This is a genomic window from Marinibacterium profundimaris, assembly GCF_002210095.1.
Taxonomy (GTDB): domain Bacteria; phylum Pseudomonadota; class Alphaproteobacteria; order Rhodobacterales; family Rhodobacteraceae; genus Marinibacterium; species Marinibacterium profundimaris.
This window is the reverse complement of record NZ_AQQR01000017.1, coordinates 14481-29874: the sequence shown is the minus strand read 5'-3', so window position 1 is coordinate 29874 and position 15394 is coordinate 14481. Positions and strand designations below refer to the sequence as shown.

Annotated in this window: 17 protein-coding genes; 7 read left to right on the top strand and 10 right to left on the bottom strand. The window is 60.6% G+C overall.

Translation table 11 applies throughout. From position 1 onward, the window contains the following. Positions 1-2: 2 nt before the first annotated feature. A complete protein-coding gene (locus ATO3_RS22855) occupies positions 3-479 on the bottom strand; it encodes a L,D-transpeptidase family protein (protein ID WP_088652216.1) in 477 nt (158 codons plus the stop codon). 100 nt (positions 480-579) lie between these two features. Continuing rightward, entirely contained in the window at positions 580-2976 is a 2397-nt protein-coding gene (locus ATO3_RS22850; protein ID WP_456298935.1) for a heavy metal translocating P-type ATPase, read from the bottom strand. 169 nt (positions 2977-3145) lie between these two features. On the opposite strand from ATO3_RS22850, the gene ATO3_RS22840 reads away from it, so the two are divergent. After that, positions 3146-3415 carry a hypothetical protein gene (locus tag ATO3_RS22840; protein WP_088652213.1) on the top strand — a complete coding sequence of 90 codons (270 nt, stop codon included), beginning with the start codon at positions 3146-3148 and terminating at the stop codon, positions 3413-3415. Between the two features lie 39 nt (positions 3416-3454). Here ATO3_RS22840 and ATO3_RS22835 read toward each other — a convergent pair whose 3' ends face one another. The 3 genes from ATO3_RS22835 to ATO3_RS22825 form a co-directional block, all read right to left on the bottom strand. Then, the gene (locus ATO3_RS22835; protein WP_088652212.1) at positions 3455-4120 is read right to left on the bottom strand and encodes a L,D-transpeptidase; all 666 of its coding nucleotides are present in this window, start codon (positions 4118-4120) and stop codon (positions 3455-3457) included. A 260-nt stretch (positions 4121-4380) separates the two neighbouring features. Beyond that, positions 4381-5004: a transmembrane anchor protein gene (locus ATO3_RS22830; RefSeq protein ID WP_088652211.1), complete on the bottom strand. Its 624-nt coding sequence runs from the start codon at positions 5002-5004 to the stop codon at positions 4381-4383. A 16-nt stretch (positions 5005-5020) separates the two neighbouring features. Beyond that, complete coding sequence (locus tag ATO3_RS22825; RefSeq protein ID WP_088652210.1) at positions 5021-5749, bottom strand: HupE/UreJ family protein; 729 nt, start codon at positions 5747-5749, stop codon at positions 5021-5023. A gap of 138 nt (positions 5750-5887) precedes the next feature. Here ATO3_RS22825 and ATO3_RS22820 point away from each other — a divergent pair, with 138 nt between their 5' ends. The 3 genes from ATO3_RS22820 (at position 5888) to ATO3_RS22810 (ending at position 7839) form a co-directional block, all read left to right on the top strand. Then, complete coding sequence (locus tag ATO3_RS22820; RefSeq protein WP_088652209.1) at positions 5888-6067, top strand: hypothetical protein; 180 nt, start codon at positions 5888-5890, stop codon at positions 6065-6067. Positions 6068-6250: 183 nt separating this feature from the next. Beyond that, positions 6251-6511, top strand: coding sequence for a metal-sensing transcriptional repressor (locus ATO3_RS22815; RefSeq protein WP_088652208.1), 261 nt, complete (start codon positions 6251-6253; stop codon positions 6509-6511). A gap of 8 nt (positions 6512-6519) precedes the next feature. Next, on the top strand, positions 6520-7839 hold the full coding sequence (locus tag ATO3_RS22810; RefSeq protein ID WP_088652207.1) for an MFS transporter: 1320 nt from the start codon (positions 6520-6522) through the stop codon (positions 7837-7839). Between the two features lie 266 nt (positions 7840-8105). On the opposite strand, the gene ATO3_RS22805 is transcribed toward ATO3_RS22810, so the two are convergent. The 5 genes from ATO3_RS22805 to ATO3_RS22790 form a co-directional block, all read right to left on the bottom strand. Continuing rightward, the gene (locus ATO3_RS22805; RefSeq protein ID WP_088652259.1) at positions 8106-8993 is read right to left on the bottom strand and encodes a cation diffusion facilitator family transporter; all 888 of its coding nucleotides are present in this window, start codon (positions 8991-8993) and stop codon (positions 8106-8108) included. Positions 8994-9099: 106 nt separating this feature from the next. Continuing rightward, complete coding sequence (gene dmeF, locus ATO3_RS22800) at positions 9100-9879, bottom strand: CDF family Co(II)/Ni(II) efflux transporter DmeF (protein ID WP_456298936.1); 780 nt, start codon at positions 9877-9879, stop codon at positions 9100-9102. After that, complete coding sequence (locus ATO3_RS29640; RefSeq protein ID WP_456298934.1) at positions 9879-10076, bottom strand: hypothetical protein; 198 nt, start codon at positions 10074-10076, stop codon at positions 9879-9881. Before ATO3_RS29640 ends, dmeF begins: the two co-directional genes overlap by 1 nt. Further along, positions 10073-10282, bottom strand: a complete 210-nt coding sequence (locus ATO3_RS22795) for a metal-sensing transcriptional repressor (RefSeq protein ID WP_370693061.1) — start codon at positions 10280-10282, stop codon at positions 10073-10075. The genes ATO3_RS29640 and ATO3_RS22795 overlap by 4 nt, the downstream gene beginning before the upstream one ends. 248 nt (positions 10283-10530) lie before the next feature. Further along, complete coding sequence (locus ATO3_RS22790; protein ID WP_088652205.1) at positions 10531-11598, bottom strand: helix-turn-helix domain-containing protein; 1068 nt, start codon at positions 11596-11598, stop codon at positions 10531-10533. A gap of 226 nt (positions 11599-11824) precedes the next feature. Between ATO3_RS22790 and ATO3_RS22785 the strand changes: the two genes are divergently transcribed. The 3 genes from ATO3_RS22785 to repB all read left to right on the top strand — a co-directional run bounded on the left by ATO3_RS22785 (position 11825) and on the right by repB (position 15242). Further along, the gene (locus tag ATO3_RS22785) at positions 11825-12733 is read left to right on the top strand and encodes a recombinase family protein (RefSeq protein ID WP_024099421.1); all 909 of its coding nucleotides are present in this window, start codon (positions 11825-11827) and stop codon (positions 12731-12733) included. 341 nt (positions 12734-13074) lie between these two features. Then, on the top strand, positions 13075-14274 hold the full coding sequence (repA, locus tag ATO3_RS22780; protein WP_009807965.1) for a plasmid partitioning protein RepA: 1200 nt from the start codon (positions 13075-13077) through the stop codon (positions 14272-14274). After that, a complete protein-coding gene (gene repB / locus ATO3_RS22775) occupies positions 14274-15242 on the top strand; it encodes a plasmid partitioning protein RepB (RefSeq protein ID WP_233152282.1) in 969 nt (322 codons plus the stop codon). Before repA ends, repB begins: the two co-directional genes overlap by 1 nt. Positions 15243-15394 lie beyond the last annotated feature (152 nt).

Here is a 15394-nt window from a genome sequence, read left to right as displayed (position 1 = left end):
CCTTAGGCGTAAATGTCGATCGGCGTCCCGTCCCTGACCATGGCATAGATTTCCTCGATCTGGCGGTCAGTGACGGCGATGCAGCCTGCCGTCCAGTCGCGGACATTTATTGGGTCGATCCCCTTGCGCGGTCCTCCGTGGATGAAAATGTCGCCACCGGGCGACTTTCCTTCAGCCTGCGCCAAAGCTATGTCTGCGGCGTTGGGATATGAGATGCCGATGGAGAGGTGAAAAAGGCTGTCCGGGTTGCGCCGGTCAATCACGTAGGAGCCCTCCGGCGTACGGCCATCCCCCTCGAACTGCTTGTGACCTTCGGGCGCGAAGCCTAATCCGATGGGATAGGTCCGCAAGACGTCATCCGTTCCGTCCAGAACCAGAGACCGCTGTGCCTTATACATGCGCAGCCGGGTCACCTCGGGTCCGTTGTACGACCGGAACTTGCTGGCACAGCCTGATAGAAAGGCGACCAATCCGCCCATCAGAAAGGCACGCCGTGGAAATTTGATGTTTGTCACTGCTCGACGCCCCTTTTTGCGAGGTCTGCTTGATAACAGACGTTACTCTACCGAAGACGTCGGATCAATGACCGTGCGCCAGTGCTCCCTTCGCTATCTGCTCGCCCACCAGCTCACCGCCCGAAGGCCCGTCCTTGATCCGATGGCCGTTCAAAAGCCGCAGCGCATTGGCGACCACCAACAGGGATACGCCCACATCCGCTGCGATGGCGCCCCACATCGAGGCCATGCCAAATGCGGTCAGCCCGACGAACAGCGCCTTGGTCGCTAGCGATATGCCGATATTCTGGTGGATGATTGTCATTGTCCGGCGAGAGTGTGCAATCAGCCACGGCACCCGAGCCAGATCGTCGGTCATGAGCGCGATATCTGCCGTCTCGATCGCCGCGTCTGATCCGACAGCCCCCATGGCAATGGCATAATGCGCGCGCGCCATGGCTGGTGCATCGTTGACGCCGTCACCGATCATTGCCACCATGTCGTGGTTCGCGACCAGTTCCTCGATGGCCGTGACCTTGTCTTCTGGCAAGAGTTCGGCGCGCACCTCGTCAATGCCTACCTCGGCCGCCACGGCACGCGCGGTGCGTTCGTTGTCGCCTGTCAGCATCACAATCGTTTTCACTCCCTGCGCGTGCAGCCGCGCAACGATTCCCTTGGCATCGGGGCGGATGCGGTCGCGAAGTTCTAGTACGCCGGTCACGCCGGTCTCGTCACCCACGGCAACGAGGGTGTTCCCTGCCCCTTCGATCCGCTCCCGCAGATCCGACGGAATGGAATTGCCGAAACCTTTCTCCTCGGCGAACCGATCCGAACCGAGCCAGATCGCGCGCACGTCGGCGCGTCCTTCCAGCCCGCGCCCCGGCACGGTGCGCGTGTCCTCCGCGGCAGATACGTCGATGCCATCCGTTTCGGCACGCGCGAGGATGGCACGCGCCAGCGGGTGCGAGGATCTTGCCTCCAGGCCTGCCGCCAGCGTCATGAGGTCACGCGCGGAGGCGTCGCCCAGCGGATGCACCGCCGCCACTTCGGGTTCGCCCATGGTGATCGTCCCGGTCTTGTCCATCGCCAGCGCCGTGGTGCGCCCGGGTGCTTCGACATAGGCGCCGCCCTTGATCAGCACCCCCGCCCGCGCTGAGGCGGTGAGCGCCGCGACGATGGAAACCGGTGTCGAGATGACAAGGGCACAGGGGCAGGCGATGACCAGAAGCACCAGCGCATTGTAGAACCAGTAGTCCCAAGCGCCGCCAAGCAGGAGTGGCGGCACCAGTGCGATGGTGATCGCCAGAGCCATCACGATGGGTGTGTAGATGCGCGCGAACTTGGCCACCCACTGCTCGACTGGCGCGCGGCGGGCATGGGCATCGCCCACCATTCGAATGATCTTTGCGAGCACCGTGTCCGACGCGGGTTTGGTCGCCCGCACCGTCAGCGTGCCCTCGCCGTTGATCGTGCCAGCATAGACCTCATCGCCGCGTTCCTTTGGCACCAGCGCGCTTTCGCCGGTAATAGGGGCCTGATCGACGGCCCCTGCCCCGTCCACGACTTCACCGTCGAGGGGGATGCGGTCGCCGCCGCGCACGATAAACCTTGCATTGACTGCCACGGCAGCGGCCGGTACGTCGGCTTCCGACCCGTCGTCATAAAGCACTCGCGCCGTGGGCGGTGCGAGATCCAGCAGCGCGGAAACCGCATTGCGCGCCCGCCCCACGCTCCAGCTCTCCAGAAAAAGCGAAAGCGAGAAGAAGAAGGCGACCGTCGCCGCTTCGAAAAACTCACCGAGGCCGATGGCGCCCGCGACGGCCACCACCATGAGCAAGTTCATGTCGGGGCTAAGCCTTCGCGCCGAAGACCAAGCCTTGGGCGCGACAAGCCAGACGCCAAAAAGAATTGCGACGGCGAAGAGCCCTGCTTCCGCCATAGGCATCGGCACCTCGCCATGCCCCGCAAAGAGACCGAGCGCGCCGCCCATGCCGGTCTCGACAATGTGGAAAAGGAATCCCGCTGCCCAGAAGCCGCCGCTCAACAAGGTAAAGCGCTTCTGACGTGCCAGATGCGCCGCCTGGTCCTCTGCTGCGTTGTCGGCATCCCATGGCTTCGCGCTCATGCCGGTCGTCGCGACCACCTGCGTGACTTCGTCGTCTGATATCCTCTCGGCGCTGTCGAGGATGGTCATTCGCCCGTTGATCACGTCGAATGCCAGGTGTTCGGTTCCGCCCACTTTCGGCCCGACAACCCGGTTCAGGATCGCCACCTCTTCGGCGCAATCCAGGCCGGAGACTTGGAAGTGTCGTGCGTTCGACGGGATGGGTTGTGCCGGTCTCGTGTTGGCTCCAGCACCGCAGCACGCAGCACCTTCTCCATTAGAGTGGGAAACTCCGCTCGCATGTTTGTGATCATCACCATGATCGTGACTGCAGTCAGAGCTGTGCTTGTGGTCGTGGCGTTGGCCATTGGAAGACATGGGATTGACCTCGGGATTCGTTCATTCCACATTGACATAGCCCCTACAGTAACTAGAGCTTCAAGAGCTAAAACCAAAACTTGGTCAAATAAGGACACCGACCTGCGGAACCTTGAAACGCGCCGCTAAGTCTGAAGACGCGGCTGACCTGCCAAAGAGTGAGATAGATATGCTTCAAAAATATGCGGTGATCATGGTTGCAACATTGGCCCTGGCTGGCTGTGCGGTGCCTCCGAAGGAAGACAACGATCCATTCAGGATCGGGAATATTCCAGAGTCTGTCGCAGCCCTCGCGGCACCCGACCAAGATCTCAACGCGGCACGGCTACGTCCCGAAGATAACTGCTATTGGTATGAGCATAACGGGCCGGTGGAAACGACCTTGGTGCCGTTGCGATCGCCAGGCGGCAATCCCATCTGTGCCGTGCGCCAATCCTGAATGGCGCGTTCGACCGTCACACCGCCGACGATCCATGGGTCAGCTTCGCGGGGTCACGCTGTCCTCGGCCGAATAAAGGAACGCTGTCGAGCCAATCGCCACATTCGCGTAAAGATCGTTAATGTGGGCCATGACCATTCGGACACAACCGGAACTCGCTCGGCCGCCGATGCTTCGCGGCTGTGGAGTGCCGTGAATCCGTAAATAGGTGTCCCGATCCCCGACATAGAGATAAAGCGCCCGCGACCCGAGCGCGTTCTCAGGTCCGGGTTCCATACCGTCAGCGATATCGGCGTAGAGCTCCGGATCGCGGTCAATCATGTTCTGTGTTGGCTGCCAATGCGGCCACCTGACCTTGCGCTTGATCGTGTAGACGCCCGGCTCATAAAGTTTGCCACGAGCAATCGCTACGCCATAGCGAATCGCCGTTCCGCCTTCCTCGATATGGTAAAGATAGCGCGCAACAGCATCGACATGGATGTCACCGGCCACAAGACCATCTTTAGCTACAACCCGCTGCGGCAGAAAGCGCGGATGCAGGCCCCACGGGTTTGATGTGGCTGGGTTGTAGCCCGGCGGTGTAACCTGTGCATCCCAAGCAGCCTTTTCCGCTTCAGTGGGCCAGGTGTCAGCGAGGAGCGGCCTCGAGATAGACGCGGAGAAAAGTGCAGCGGTCGTCTGGATGAAATGTCGTCTTGTCAGCATGTATCGTACTCCGCGCAGTTTCTAATTTGGTGCTGGATCTGTCAGATCAACATCTACGATGCTAAAACGTCTAGCCACTAGAGGTTCAAGGGCTAAATCCTCACTAAAGCGCGAGTGGCAGAGAATTGAACAGTGATCTCAATATATGGTTTGGCTTGAATCGGGTCCATGCTTCTCGCACGCCATTGCGCAGTATGCCGAACCCAAATGCGGCCATTCGCGTCAGACGAAACGAATGGCCGCGTCTGCCCTTCCTGCGCTTAGTCGAGCTGCACAAACTCGGAATATTCGCCGCGTACCTGAATTGTCACCGTCACATCGGAACTGTCGCGATTGCGCCAGAACCAGCCGTGTTGTCCGTCGAACGCGGCGGTGACCTCGCCCTCGGAACCGGTGGAGCCTCGGCCTTTTTCATAGGTCACCGTCTCGCCGCCGCCATGGCCGTGCAGGTCGAAATTCACCCGGCCGCCTTCGACGAGCATCCGGTACTCAGCCACCTGGCCTGCATCCATCTCCATCTTCCAGTCCGCCGAGTCGCCCGGTGCCAGCGTGAAGGTGGCCTCATCGCGCCAAACCACGGCTTCCTGCGCATGTGCGGCACCGACAAAAAGCCCGAAGACATCGTTCAGCAAGCTTGACTGCTCGTCTTCGGCTTCCATGATCTGACGATCAGCCTCGGCCTCTTCTGCGAGCTGGGTTTTGATCTCACCCATCTCCGCCAGCCCAATTGCGCCACCGATCCCAGTTGGGTCGATGTTGTATTCGGCGGGAAGTACGACCGTCACAAGAATGACGACCGCGCTGGCCGCCGCGATGGCGGTGGATCGGATAAGCTGCGCTGAGCTTGGCAGTTCATCAAGGCTCGGTTTTTCTGCGTTGAACATTTTTCTCTCCAGTTCCTTATGCGGCAACGAAGTAGCCGGTGATTTGCAGTCCCATGAGGATGAACCCCATGGACATCATGACAACGTTGGCGGTGTAGGCTTGGCGAAAGAAGTTCGGGGATTTCCGCCAGTAGCCCATAACGATGAGAATCACGGCGAGCGCCATGATCTGGCCCAGCTCGACGCCGACGTTGAACGCCAGAAGATTGGCCAACAGCCCATCTGATGCGATCTCGTAGTCGAGGATCTTCGTGGCAAGGCCCGTGCCGTGGAAAAAGCCGAAGATCAACGTCGCGGCCTTGGTGTTCGGCTGGAAGCCGAACCAGCGTTGGTAGGCTCCAAGATTGTCGAGCGCCTTGTAGACGACCGACAGGCCGATGATAGCGTCGACGATATAGGCGTTCACGCCCCAGCCGAACCAGACGCCCGCGAGCATCGTGGTCGAATGGCCGATGGCAAAAAGGCTGACGTAGATGCCGACGTCCTTCATCTTGTAGAGGAAGAAGACGACGCCGAGCAGGAACAGGATGTGATCGTAACCCGTCACCATGTGCTTGGCGCCGAGATACATGAAGGGAATGATGTTCACCCCCCAGATTTCCTGGATGTAGCCTGCGTCACCTTCTGTAACGGCATGGGCGAGAGCGTTGCCCGCACTTAGGACGAGCGCCGAAAGGGCAATGAAGGACAGGATCACGATCCGGCGTATGCCGGGATCGGTCCAGCCCTGGTGGACTGTATTCATGGATTTGACTCCGCATATGTGTTGATGATCGAATGCAGCGCGCTGTTGGCGCGCAGTCGATCAGACGCGCGGAGGTCGTTCGATTTGGTATGTCTGTAAGGTGTTCGACGTGGCCGAACTCAAAGGCCATGCGGCTCTGTGAATATCGAGCGGGTGCGGCGATCGGTCAGGGCCAGGCACGACCGCCTGACTGTGATCGTGATCGACGCTGTCATGGCCGTGTCCATGCATGGCCCAGGCAAGGTCTTCTTCCAGTCCATGCGAATGACCGTGCTCAGCAACCATTTCTGCGTGCTCTTGAAGGACGCCGAAGACTGAGGGCGCGTGCGAGGTTGCGGGCACCACAGACCAGAGGAGTATGGCCAAACATAAGAGTGTCGAAAACGCGGCGTTTACAACTGTCCTCAAGGTATCCATAGGTTTTGCCCGTCTGCTCGTCTCTAGCGTGGTGCATCGTGGCACCATCTTGTTCTATCCTCCCAGGGGGGATAGAACTACTTTATGACAAAACATCCAGTCCATGCAACCCACCCCGCCCTCGTCGCCCGGCTGAAACGTGCTGACGGCCATTTGCGCGCCGTGATCGAGATGATCGAGGCGGGCAAGCCATGCCTTGAGATCGCCCAGCAGATGCAGGCGGTTGAAAAAGCCATCACGAATGCCAAGCGGGCGCTGATCCATGACCACATGGATCATTGCCTGGACGTCGAAGGCTCCGAAACAGATCGTGCCCAGCTGCGCACGATCGCCAGATATCTCTGAGGTCCGCCATGTTCGACATCCTCTCCGACCGCACCTACCGTCATCTGTTTCTGGCTCAGGTCGTGGCGCTTCTGGGAACCGGGCTCGCGACTGTCGCTCTCGGCCTGCTCGCCTTTGATCTTTCGGGCGACGGGGCGGCGCTGGTCCTCGGCACAGTCTTCACCATCAAGATGGTTGCTTATGTGGGCATCGCGCCCATTGCAGGGGCTTTCGCAGACCGCGTGCCGCGCCGCGCGCTTCTGGTGACGCTCGATCTGGTGCGTGCCGGTGTCGCGCTCGCACTGCCCTTCGTGACCGAGGTCTGGCAGGTCTACGTCCTGATCTTCCTTCTTCAATCGGCTTCCGCCGCGTTCACGCCGACCTTTCAGGCGACGATCCCGGACGTTCTGCCCGAAGAGGCGCGCTATACCCGCGCGCTGTCGCTGTCGCGGCTGGCCTACGATCTGGAAAACATCGTCAGCCCGACGCTTGCGGCCCTTCTGCTCGCGGTGATGTCCTACAATTCGCTCTTCCTCGGCACGGTCCTCGGTTTCGCCGCATCGGCCCTTCTGGTTGTTTCGGTAGTGCTGCCCAGTCCCCGCCCATCCGAGCCGCGCGGTGTCTATGACCGCACTACGCGCGGCATCCGCATCTATCTGGCCACGCCCCGCTTGCGCGGGCTCTTGGCATTGAACCTCGCGGCGGCGGCGGCAGGTGCGATGGTGCTGGTCAATACCGTCGTTCTTGTGCGCGGCTCGCTCGGCCTGTCGGAAAGTGCTCTGGCCTGGACGATGTTCGCCTTCGGCGCAGGGTCGATGATCGCCGCGCTGGTCCTGCCGCGTGTTCTCGATGCGTTGCCGGACCGGCCTGTGATGTTCGGCGGAGCCGCGCTGATGGTGGCTACTCTGGTCGGTCTGGCGTTGACGGTCCTTGGAGCGGGCCTTGGCTGGTCCATCCTTCTGACAGCTTGGTTGCTGGTGGGGCTCGGATATTCCGCTGTCCTCACCCCTTCCGGCCGACTGCTGCGCCGTTCCGCCCACGCCGGGGACCGCCCGGCACTCTTCGCGGCGCAATTCGCGCTGTCCCACGCCTGCTGGCTTGTGACCTATCCGCTGTCGGGATGGCTGCTGACGGTCTATGGTGTCGTTCCCGCACTGATCGGACTGGCCCTCATCGCCGCCTTCGGAATGCTCGCAGCGCTGAAACTCTGGCCGTCCGGCGATCCCGTTGAGCTTGAGCACACCCACGATAATTTGCCACTCGACCATCCCCACCTAAGGGGACATCGCAGGCACAGCCATGCCTTGATCATTGACGAGAGCCACCCTCGCTGGGCCACGCATTTATAAGCCGTAGAGCCAGACGGTGGAAGTGACTGGGTCACAGCAGTTGCGGCAAGGCATAGGAGTCTCACGTCGAGCCTAGGGCTTCAAAGTGCAAATGCCGCATCCGTGCGAACGGATTTGAGTGGCCTAGCACGGGTGATCGTCCGTATGGCGCGCCAAAGTTTGTTGGTGCAGTTTGACCTCACGGCGCTTTCAAGCAACCATTCCTCACGCTTGGGACGGCGCAACCGCATGCCCGGTTGATGAGAAGCCCGGTCTTCTTGCTGATCTTACAGCACCACCACGCCGGAGTGCTTCGCCTTGCGTTCCGGCTCGACGTGGATGGTGACGACGCAGCCCTCCAGGATCTCCTTCAATGCCGCTTCGATCCGGTCGCAGATGTCGTGCGCGGCGTTCACCGTCATCTCGCCGGGGACGATGAGGTGGAACTCGACGAACGAGGCCTGGCCGGCATGGCGCGTGCGAAGGTCATGCGCCTCGACAGCGCCTTCGGCTTCCCGCGAGATCGTCTCGCGCACCTGCGCGAGGGTCACATCCGGGATGGCCTCGTCCAGCAGACCACTGAGAGACTCCCGCATCACCCTCCAGCCGGACCAGAGGATGTTGATCGCCACGATCAGCGCCATCAAAGGGTCGAGCATGGCCCACCCGGACAGGATCGCCACAAGAACCCCGAAGGTCACGCCAACAGAGGAGATGACGTCCGTGAAAAGGTGACGGCCATCCGCAACCAGCGCAGGCGACCGCCGCTTGCGTCCTTGCGTGATCAGCATCCAGCACCAGAAGGCATTGATCACGCTGGCCAGGCCGTTCACCAGCAGGCCTTCGAGTGGCGCGTCCAGCATGCGCGGCGCGAGAAACCCGTGATACGCTTCGCGCATGATCAGCAGCGCAGCGATGATGATCATCACGCCTTCCAGGATCGCGCTGAACAGTTCCGCCTTGTGGTGGCCATAGGGGTGATTGGCGTCCGCGGGTCGTGAAGCGAGGCGGATCGCAATGAGCGCTGCAATGGCGGTCGCGACGTTCACCGTACTTTCGAGCGCATCGGACAGCAGCGCGATCGAACCGGTCATCCACCATGCGAGGGTCTTCAGCGCCAGCACGACGATGCCGACCACGATGCTTCCAGTGGCGATCTTCATCAGCGGGGACATGGTCGGCATCGCAGCTACCTTTCGGAGATGTTCGGCGGCCGCGAGACGAGGTCATCGGCACAGGGGAATTGGCTAGGATCACGAGGCTCAGGAGAAGCCTCGCACCTCAGGCGGGATGGATTTCCACGGTCACATGGGACAGCTCGTCGATGTGCCGCAGCCGCGCACGATAGGCCGCGACCGGTTCGGGGCGCGTGGATTTGAGCGCAATGATGGCGCCGTGATGCCCCGGCCCGAGCTGCCAGACATGAAGATCGACGATCTCGTCATGCTCGCTCTCGATGGCTGCGCGCACTTCGGCCGGAAGATCCTCGTGGTCGGGCAGATAGTCCATGAGAACCGATCCGCTGTCGCGCAGCAGTCCCCACGACCAGCTCAGGATGACGAGGGCGCCCACGATGCCGATCACCGGGTCGAGCCAGACCCAGCCATAGCTGCGGCCCGCGAGCAGGGCTGCGATGGCAAGAACGGATGTCAGTGCATCTGCTAGAACGTGCAGGTAGGCCGCACGCAGGTTGTTGTCGCGGTCTCCTCCGCGGGTCGCTGCCGCCCCGTGGTCATGATCTTGATCATGGTCGTGCCCGTGGTCATGATCCTGCACTTGGTGATGAGCATGGCCGTGGTGGTGGCTGTGGTCGTCCTTGAGCAGCCAAGCGCTGACGAGGTTCACCAAGAGGCCGATCACGGCGACGAGGATCGCCTCGTCGAAGCTGATCGGGACCGGACTGCGCAGGCGGACAAGGCTTTCCCAACCGATCAGCAGTGCGACGATAGCGAGGACGGTAGCACTACCGAAGGCGGCGAGATCGCCGAGCTTTCCGGTGCCGAAGGTGAAGCGGGGGTTGCGCGCGTGTTTGCGGGCGAAGCGATAGGCGAGCGCCGTGATCAGAAGCGCCGAGGCATGGGGGACATGTGCCAGCCGTCGGCCAGCAGCGCCATGGACCCGTAGATCGTGCCGGCGGTGATCTCAGCGACCATCATGGTCGCGGTCAGCGCGATCACTGCCCAAGTGCGGCGTTCGTTGCGGGCGTGGTTCTCGCCGAGGAAGACGTGGTCGTGCGGTGCGGCGGCGTTCGGGCTCATTTCAGGTGCCTTCTCATGACTTCGATCAGTTCGTCCGCCCCGGCCTTGCGCTGCGCATCGCCTTCGACGTCGACAACGTGGTTGCGCAGGTGATCCTCGAGAAGTTCGACGACGAGGCCGTTCGTAGCCCCGCGGACCGAGGCGGCGAGGTTCAGGATTTCGGCGCAGGAGACTTCCGCCTCCAGCGCCCGTTCGATCGCCTCCATCTGCCCTCTCAGGCGGCGGACTCTGGCGATAAGCTTGGATTTGTTCTGGACAGTGTGACCCATAGGGTAGGGGGTTACCCTATAAGCGCTGGAGCTTCAACCCCGATGTTTGCCTCACCTTGTCGCCACCGATGCCTCATCTTTTACCGTATCAGTGCTGACCAGATCACAATCATTCACGTGGTGAATGACGCAATGGAAGTTGAGGCGGTCCTGTTCCCTGACAGCCCAAGGTGCGCTCTGTGCTTTCAGTTCGTGGTGCGCCACATCCGATACCGCCCCTGGCCGGTCATCTCGCGGACCAGACCCTGTGCCTGCATCCAAGCGAGATTGCGCTGGACAGCGGCGCGGCTGACATCGGTCAGGGCCTCGGCCATCGGGGCAGAGACAATAGGCCATTCGGTCAGAACGGCGCGCAAGGCGCGTGGGGTCTTTCCCGAGAGTGGGGTCATCTCGGTTTCCGCCCTCGCTGACCATGCCTGGATATCGTCGAGGTGCCGCATTGCGGTCAGGCAGGCGGTCTCCATCCCGTCAAGCCAGCGCGCCAGACGGTCAGCGGGTGGGCCGCCGTCGCGCAGCCCCCCTGCCCCGCCCATGGCCAGAGGCGCAAAGACTGCGCCTCTCTCCTCGCTGGCGGCGATCCGCGCGGCCGTGACGGCCGCTTCCATTCGATCGCCCTGCTGCCCGAGGCCCGCGAGGCTCCAGAAGTGATAACCCGCGCAAGCACGGGCTATCGGGTGAAGATCGGCGACTTGTGCCATCAGGTCGAGCCAACCGCCCGCGCGGTCCGCAAAGGGCTCGGCTTCATTTGCCATGTTCTCTGGATCGCGGCGGTCGAGGAAGGCGGACAGGTCCACCTCTGGGCCTGGCCCCCCTGTCAGACGACGTACCGCCCAACCGACGCGCGCGAGTGCGTCGATGTCGTCTTGCAGGCCGGAAATGCGCATGGACATCCAGAGCGCGAGCCGATCCGGGCCGATACGGTCGCCCGCGAACCAGCTGAGGTCGGCAGCCTCGAACAGGGCAAGCCTGTGCCGCCATCCGTCAGGGCCGCGCTTTAGCCGGTCGTCCAGCGCGCCGACGCGACCGGCCACACGGGCAAGACGTGCGGCATGACCCGCCTCTGCTTTCCGCCAATCGTCGAGGACCTCGGCTTCACGCGGTTCGGCCCGTGGTCCGGGCGGCAAATAATCCGGCTCCTCTTCCATGGGACCGGGCAGGAACCAAAGATCCTCCTCAGACGACTGTTCCACCTCCTCAGCGTCGAGGAAGAGAGCGTCCGGTTCATCATGGAAGGCAGGCGCTGGAGGCTTCATATGTGCAAAATACTGGAATTCTGCACTTTACCCAAGGGTTTTATCAGAGTGCGCCCACGCTCGTTATATAGCACGCGCGGGCGATGGTCGGCGAGGGCTCTCTGATCGCGCTCATTGTATGGAAACCAAGGGCATTCCGGTAAACAGCGCCACAGAGAGCGCCCTTGCATCCGTTTACAAACGGTCGTTTAGTAACGGTATATGAAATTGCAAACGGCCGATTTTCATGCCCCTGATAGGCTATGCGCGCGTATCCACAGAGGATCAGACCCCCCTGCCCCAGTCTGAGGCCCTGCAAACTGCGGGATGCGTCGAGATCTTCGAAGAGCACGCCTCAGGCGGCAATCGTGCCCGGCCGGTGCTTGCCCGCTTGCTGGAGCGCATTAGCAAGGGCGACACGCTGGTTGTCGTACGGATCGACCGGCTCGCACGGTCTCTGTCGCACCTTCTCGAGGTGATCGAACGGTTGGAGGCCAAGGGGGCGTTCTTTCGTTCCATTCAGGACCCGATCGACACCGGATCCCCGCAAGGCAAGTTCACGCTGCAGGTTCTGGGCGCCGCGGCCGAGTTCGAGCGGGCGCTGATCCGGGAACGTACCAAGGCGGGGCTGGCGAGCGCCCGTACCAAGGGCCGGGTCGGCGGGAACCCTGGACTGCGGGCCAAAGACCCTGCTGCTCTTCGCAAAGTACGGCTGGCGCGACAAGACGGCTACATGGAGCGTCTGAACGAGACGGCACAAGATTGGGTGCCCCATGTGCGCCGGTTGCGACCCGACTTGGCCTGGGAAGACGTGGTGCGCATCATCAACGGCCCCTTGCCCGAGGCGCGTCGCTGGACCCAAAGCCGTCTCTTGCGCGCTGTGAAGGCCTATGTCGGCGACGGCTTCCTGCCGGCCGAGGTGCTAGCCCGCGCCGGGCGCCGCGAAACCGACGACCGTCTGCCCGCCATCGTCGCCGGCATCAAGGGCGCGGACCCCGACATCACGCTTCAGGCGATCTGCACCCGGCTGGAAGCGATGCGCGAACGCACGCCTCGTGGCCGAACAAGATGGCAGCCGTCTTCGGTGAAAATGCTGTTGGAGCGGGCGGAACGACTTGGCCTCATGCCGTACGAATCGAGCCAAAATCAGATGTAGCTTCTGACCCGAATCCAAAAAATTTCACCGGGAGAAAACTCCGCAGGAGGCAGAAAGTGCCATTAGTTGCTTGGGGTTAGCTGCTAATGTGCCAACTCAACAGAGTAGCGGCTCGATTTGGTTAGATCTGCATTTAATATATCTATATCAATGACTTGCTGAGTTTTTTACACGACAACACCTATAGGTGTTGTGGATAACTTTCACACTACATTTAGATTCTTCTTGCCGGACTCACTGGATCGTGGCATTCCCATTCTGACGGCAAAACGCGTCAGACACGCTGTACACCGTCAGAATGACTAAGAGCCTCAACAGAGGCCGAGAGTGGGCGGCAGGACATGGATGATCGTAACATTGGATACACGCAAGGCATAGGCTCTTCCGATATCGGAGCATTTGCCGACAATCTGGCTGAGTCTTTGGATCGCCAGATGAAGATCGCTTTCGAACCCGAAGAACGAAAGTCCCTACGCCGCTTCAGTTCCACCGAAGTCGCCGGCCTCCTGCGCGTAAGCACATCTAACCTGCGCAACCGGCACAAGGACGGCAGCTTCCCGGAAGTGCATACAGACAACCGCGGACACCGGTTCTACACAGCCCAAGAGATTGATGAGTTGCGCGATGTTCTTGGACGCACTGGAAAGAACGCAGAAAGCTACCGCCCAGGTCGACGTGATGGCGATCGTCTCCAGGTGATATCCGTCGTCAACTTCAAAGGCGGTTCATCAAAGACTACTGCAACGATTCATCTTGCGCAAAGGTATGCCTTGCGCGGTTACCGCGTGCTGGTCCTAGACCTCGATCCGCAAGCAAGTTTGACCACGTTTTTCGGCTTTCGGCCCGAGCTTGAGTTCGCCGATGGCGGCACAATCTATGATGCTTTGAGATATGAGGACCAAGTTCCTCTCTCGAACGTCATCCAAAAGACCTACTTCCATAAGCTCGACATGGTGCCCGCCGGTTTGATGCTCTCGGAGTACGAAACCGAGACCGCAAACGCTCTCGCCCGTCGCGTACAGCCCATCTTTGCAGAGCGCCTCGCCTTGGCGCTTGAAGAGGTTGAGGCAAACTACGACATCGTCCTGATCGACTGCCCGCCTCAGCTTGGGTTTCTAACCCTGACTGCGCTGGCAGCCTCGACGGGGCTTTTGGTTACCGTGGTACCTGGCATGCTTGACATCGCATCCATGAGCCAATTCCTGAAGCTTGCTTCAGAAACGGTCAAGGCCGTGGAGGAAGCCATCGGTCGGCGTGTCACATGGGATTTTGTCAAGTTCCTGATTACCAGATATGAACCGTCGGACGGTCCGCAGACCCAAATGGCAGGCTACCTGAGATCAATTCTGGCAGGTCAGGTCATGACAGAGCCGATGCTGAAGTCTACGGCGATCTCCGACGCGGGGATGACGCAGCAGACCGTCTACGAAGTCGATCCAAGCCAATTCATCAGAAAGACAATTGATCGCGCCCTGACCAGCGTGAATGGCGTTGGCGATGAGCTAGAGCAGACGATCCAAATGGCATGGGGGCGTCGCTGATGGCCCGAAACATCTTCAACCAGCCTCCAAGGAATGAGACGGAGAGCGGAGCCCCCTCCCCTACCCCGCCAAAAGCGGCAAAGCTGCCGGGATCTGTTGGAGGATTGCGCGACTCTTTGCGCGAGATCACAGCAAACTCGATTCGCGATATCGAACCCGATCAGATTGACATGGATGGGCTGCGCGATCGGTTGGTGCTGGAAGATTCCAGTATCGATGAGTTGGCCGAGAGCATTCGCAAGCATGGCCAACAAGTGCCCATCATGGTCCGTCCATCAGCCCAACCGGACAGATACCGCATCATCTACGGCCGCCGCAGGCTTGCGGCGATCCGTAAGGTCGGTGGAACGGTCAAGGCGATTGTTCGAACCTTGGACGATGACGCATCTCTGATCGCTCAAGGCCAGGAGAACAACCTCAGGCTTGATCCGTCTTTTATAGAAAAGTCTATTTTTATCAAAGAGATGCAAGAATCCGGGTACAAACCCGGTGTCATTCAAGATGCTCTAGGTCTGACCCGGCAAGGCGTATCCAACCACAGGGTCGTCATAGAACAACTGCCAGACGGTCTTGTTCAACTCATCGGGCCAGCACATGGGATCGGACGACGGCAGTGGGGTGATCTAGCTGCCTTGTCGGTGAAGGTAGATTTGGTGGACATCGCCAAAGAGGCGCTCGCCGCCCTGCCCGACGACACTCCTAGTTCCGAAAAGTTCCAAGCGGTCTATTCGGCTTGCTCGAGCAAAGCACGTAGCGACAAGAAGCCGCCCAATCGTGGGCTGACTTCGGTCATCAATGATGAGAACGGCAGTTCATTGGGCACGCTGACAATCGATGAGAAGGCGATCGCGCTCAAGGTCACCAAGAAGGACAGTCCAGAATTCGGCCAATGGCTCGAAGAGCACGCGGAAGCTACGCTTTTGCAACTCTTCGTACAGTGGCGGAATGAGAGAGGCTCTGGGTCCTAACCCAGGCCACACAGAGCAACACGAGCAGAGGAGAAAAGCGAAGACCCGAAAGAAAAGAGCCCCCCAAAGTTTCCCCTGGAGAGCCCTCATCATCTGATTAGCATCTTTGATGTAGCAACCTCCAGCATACCGGTCAAGAGTCACCGATTCGG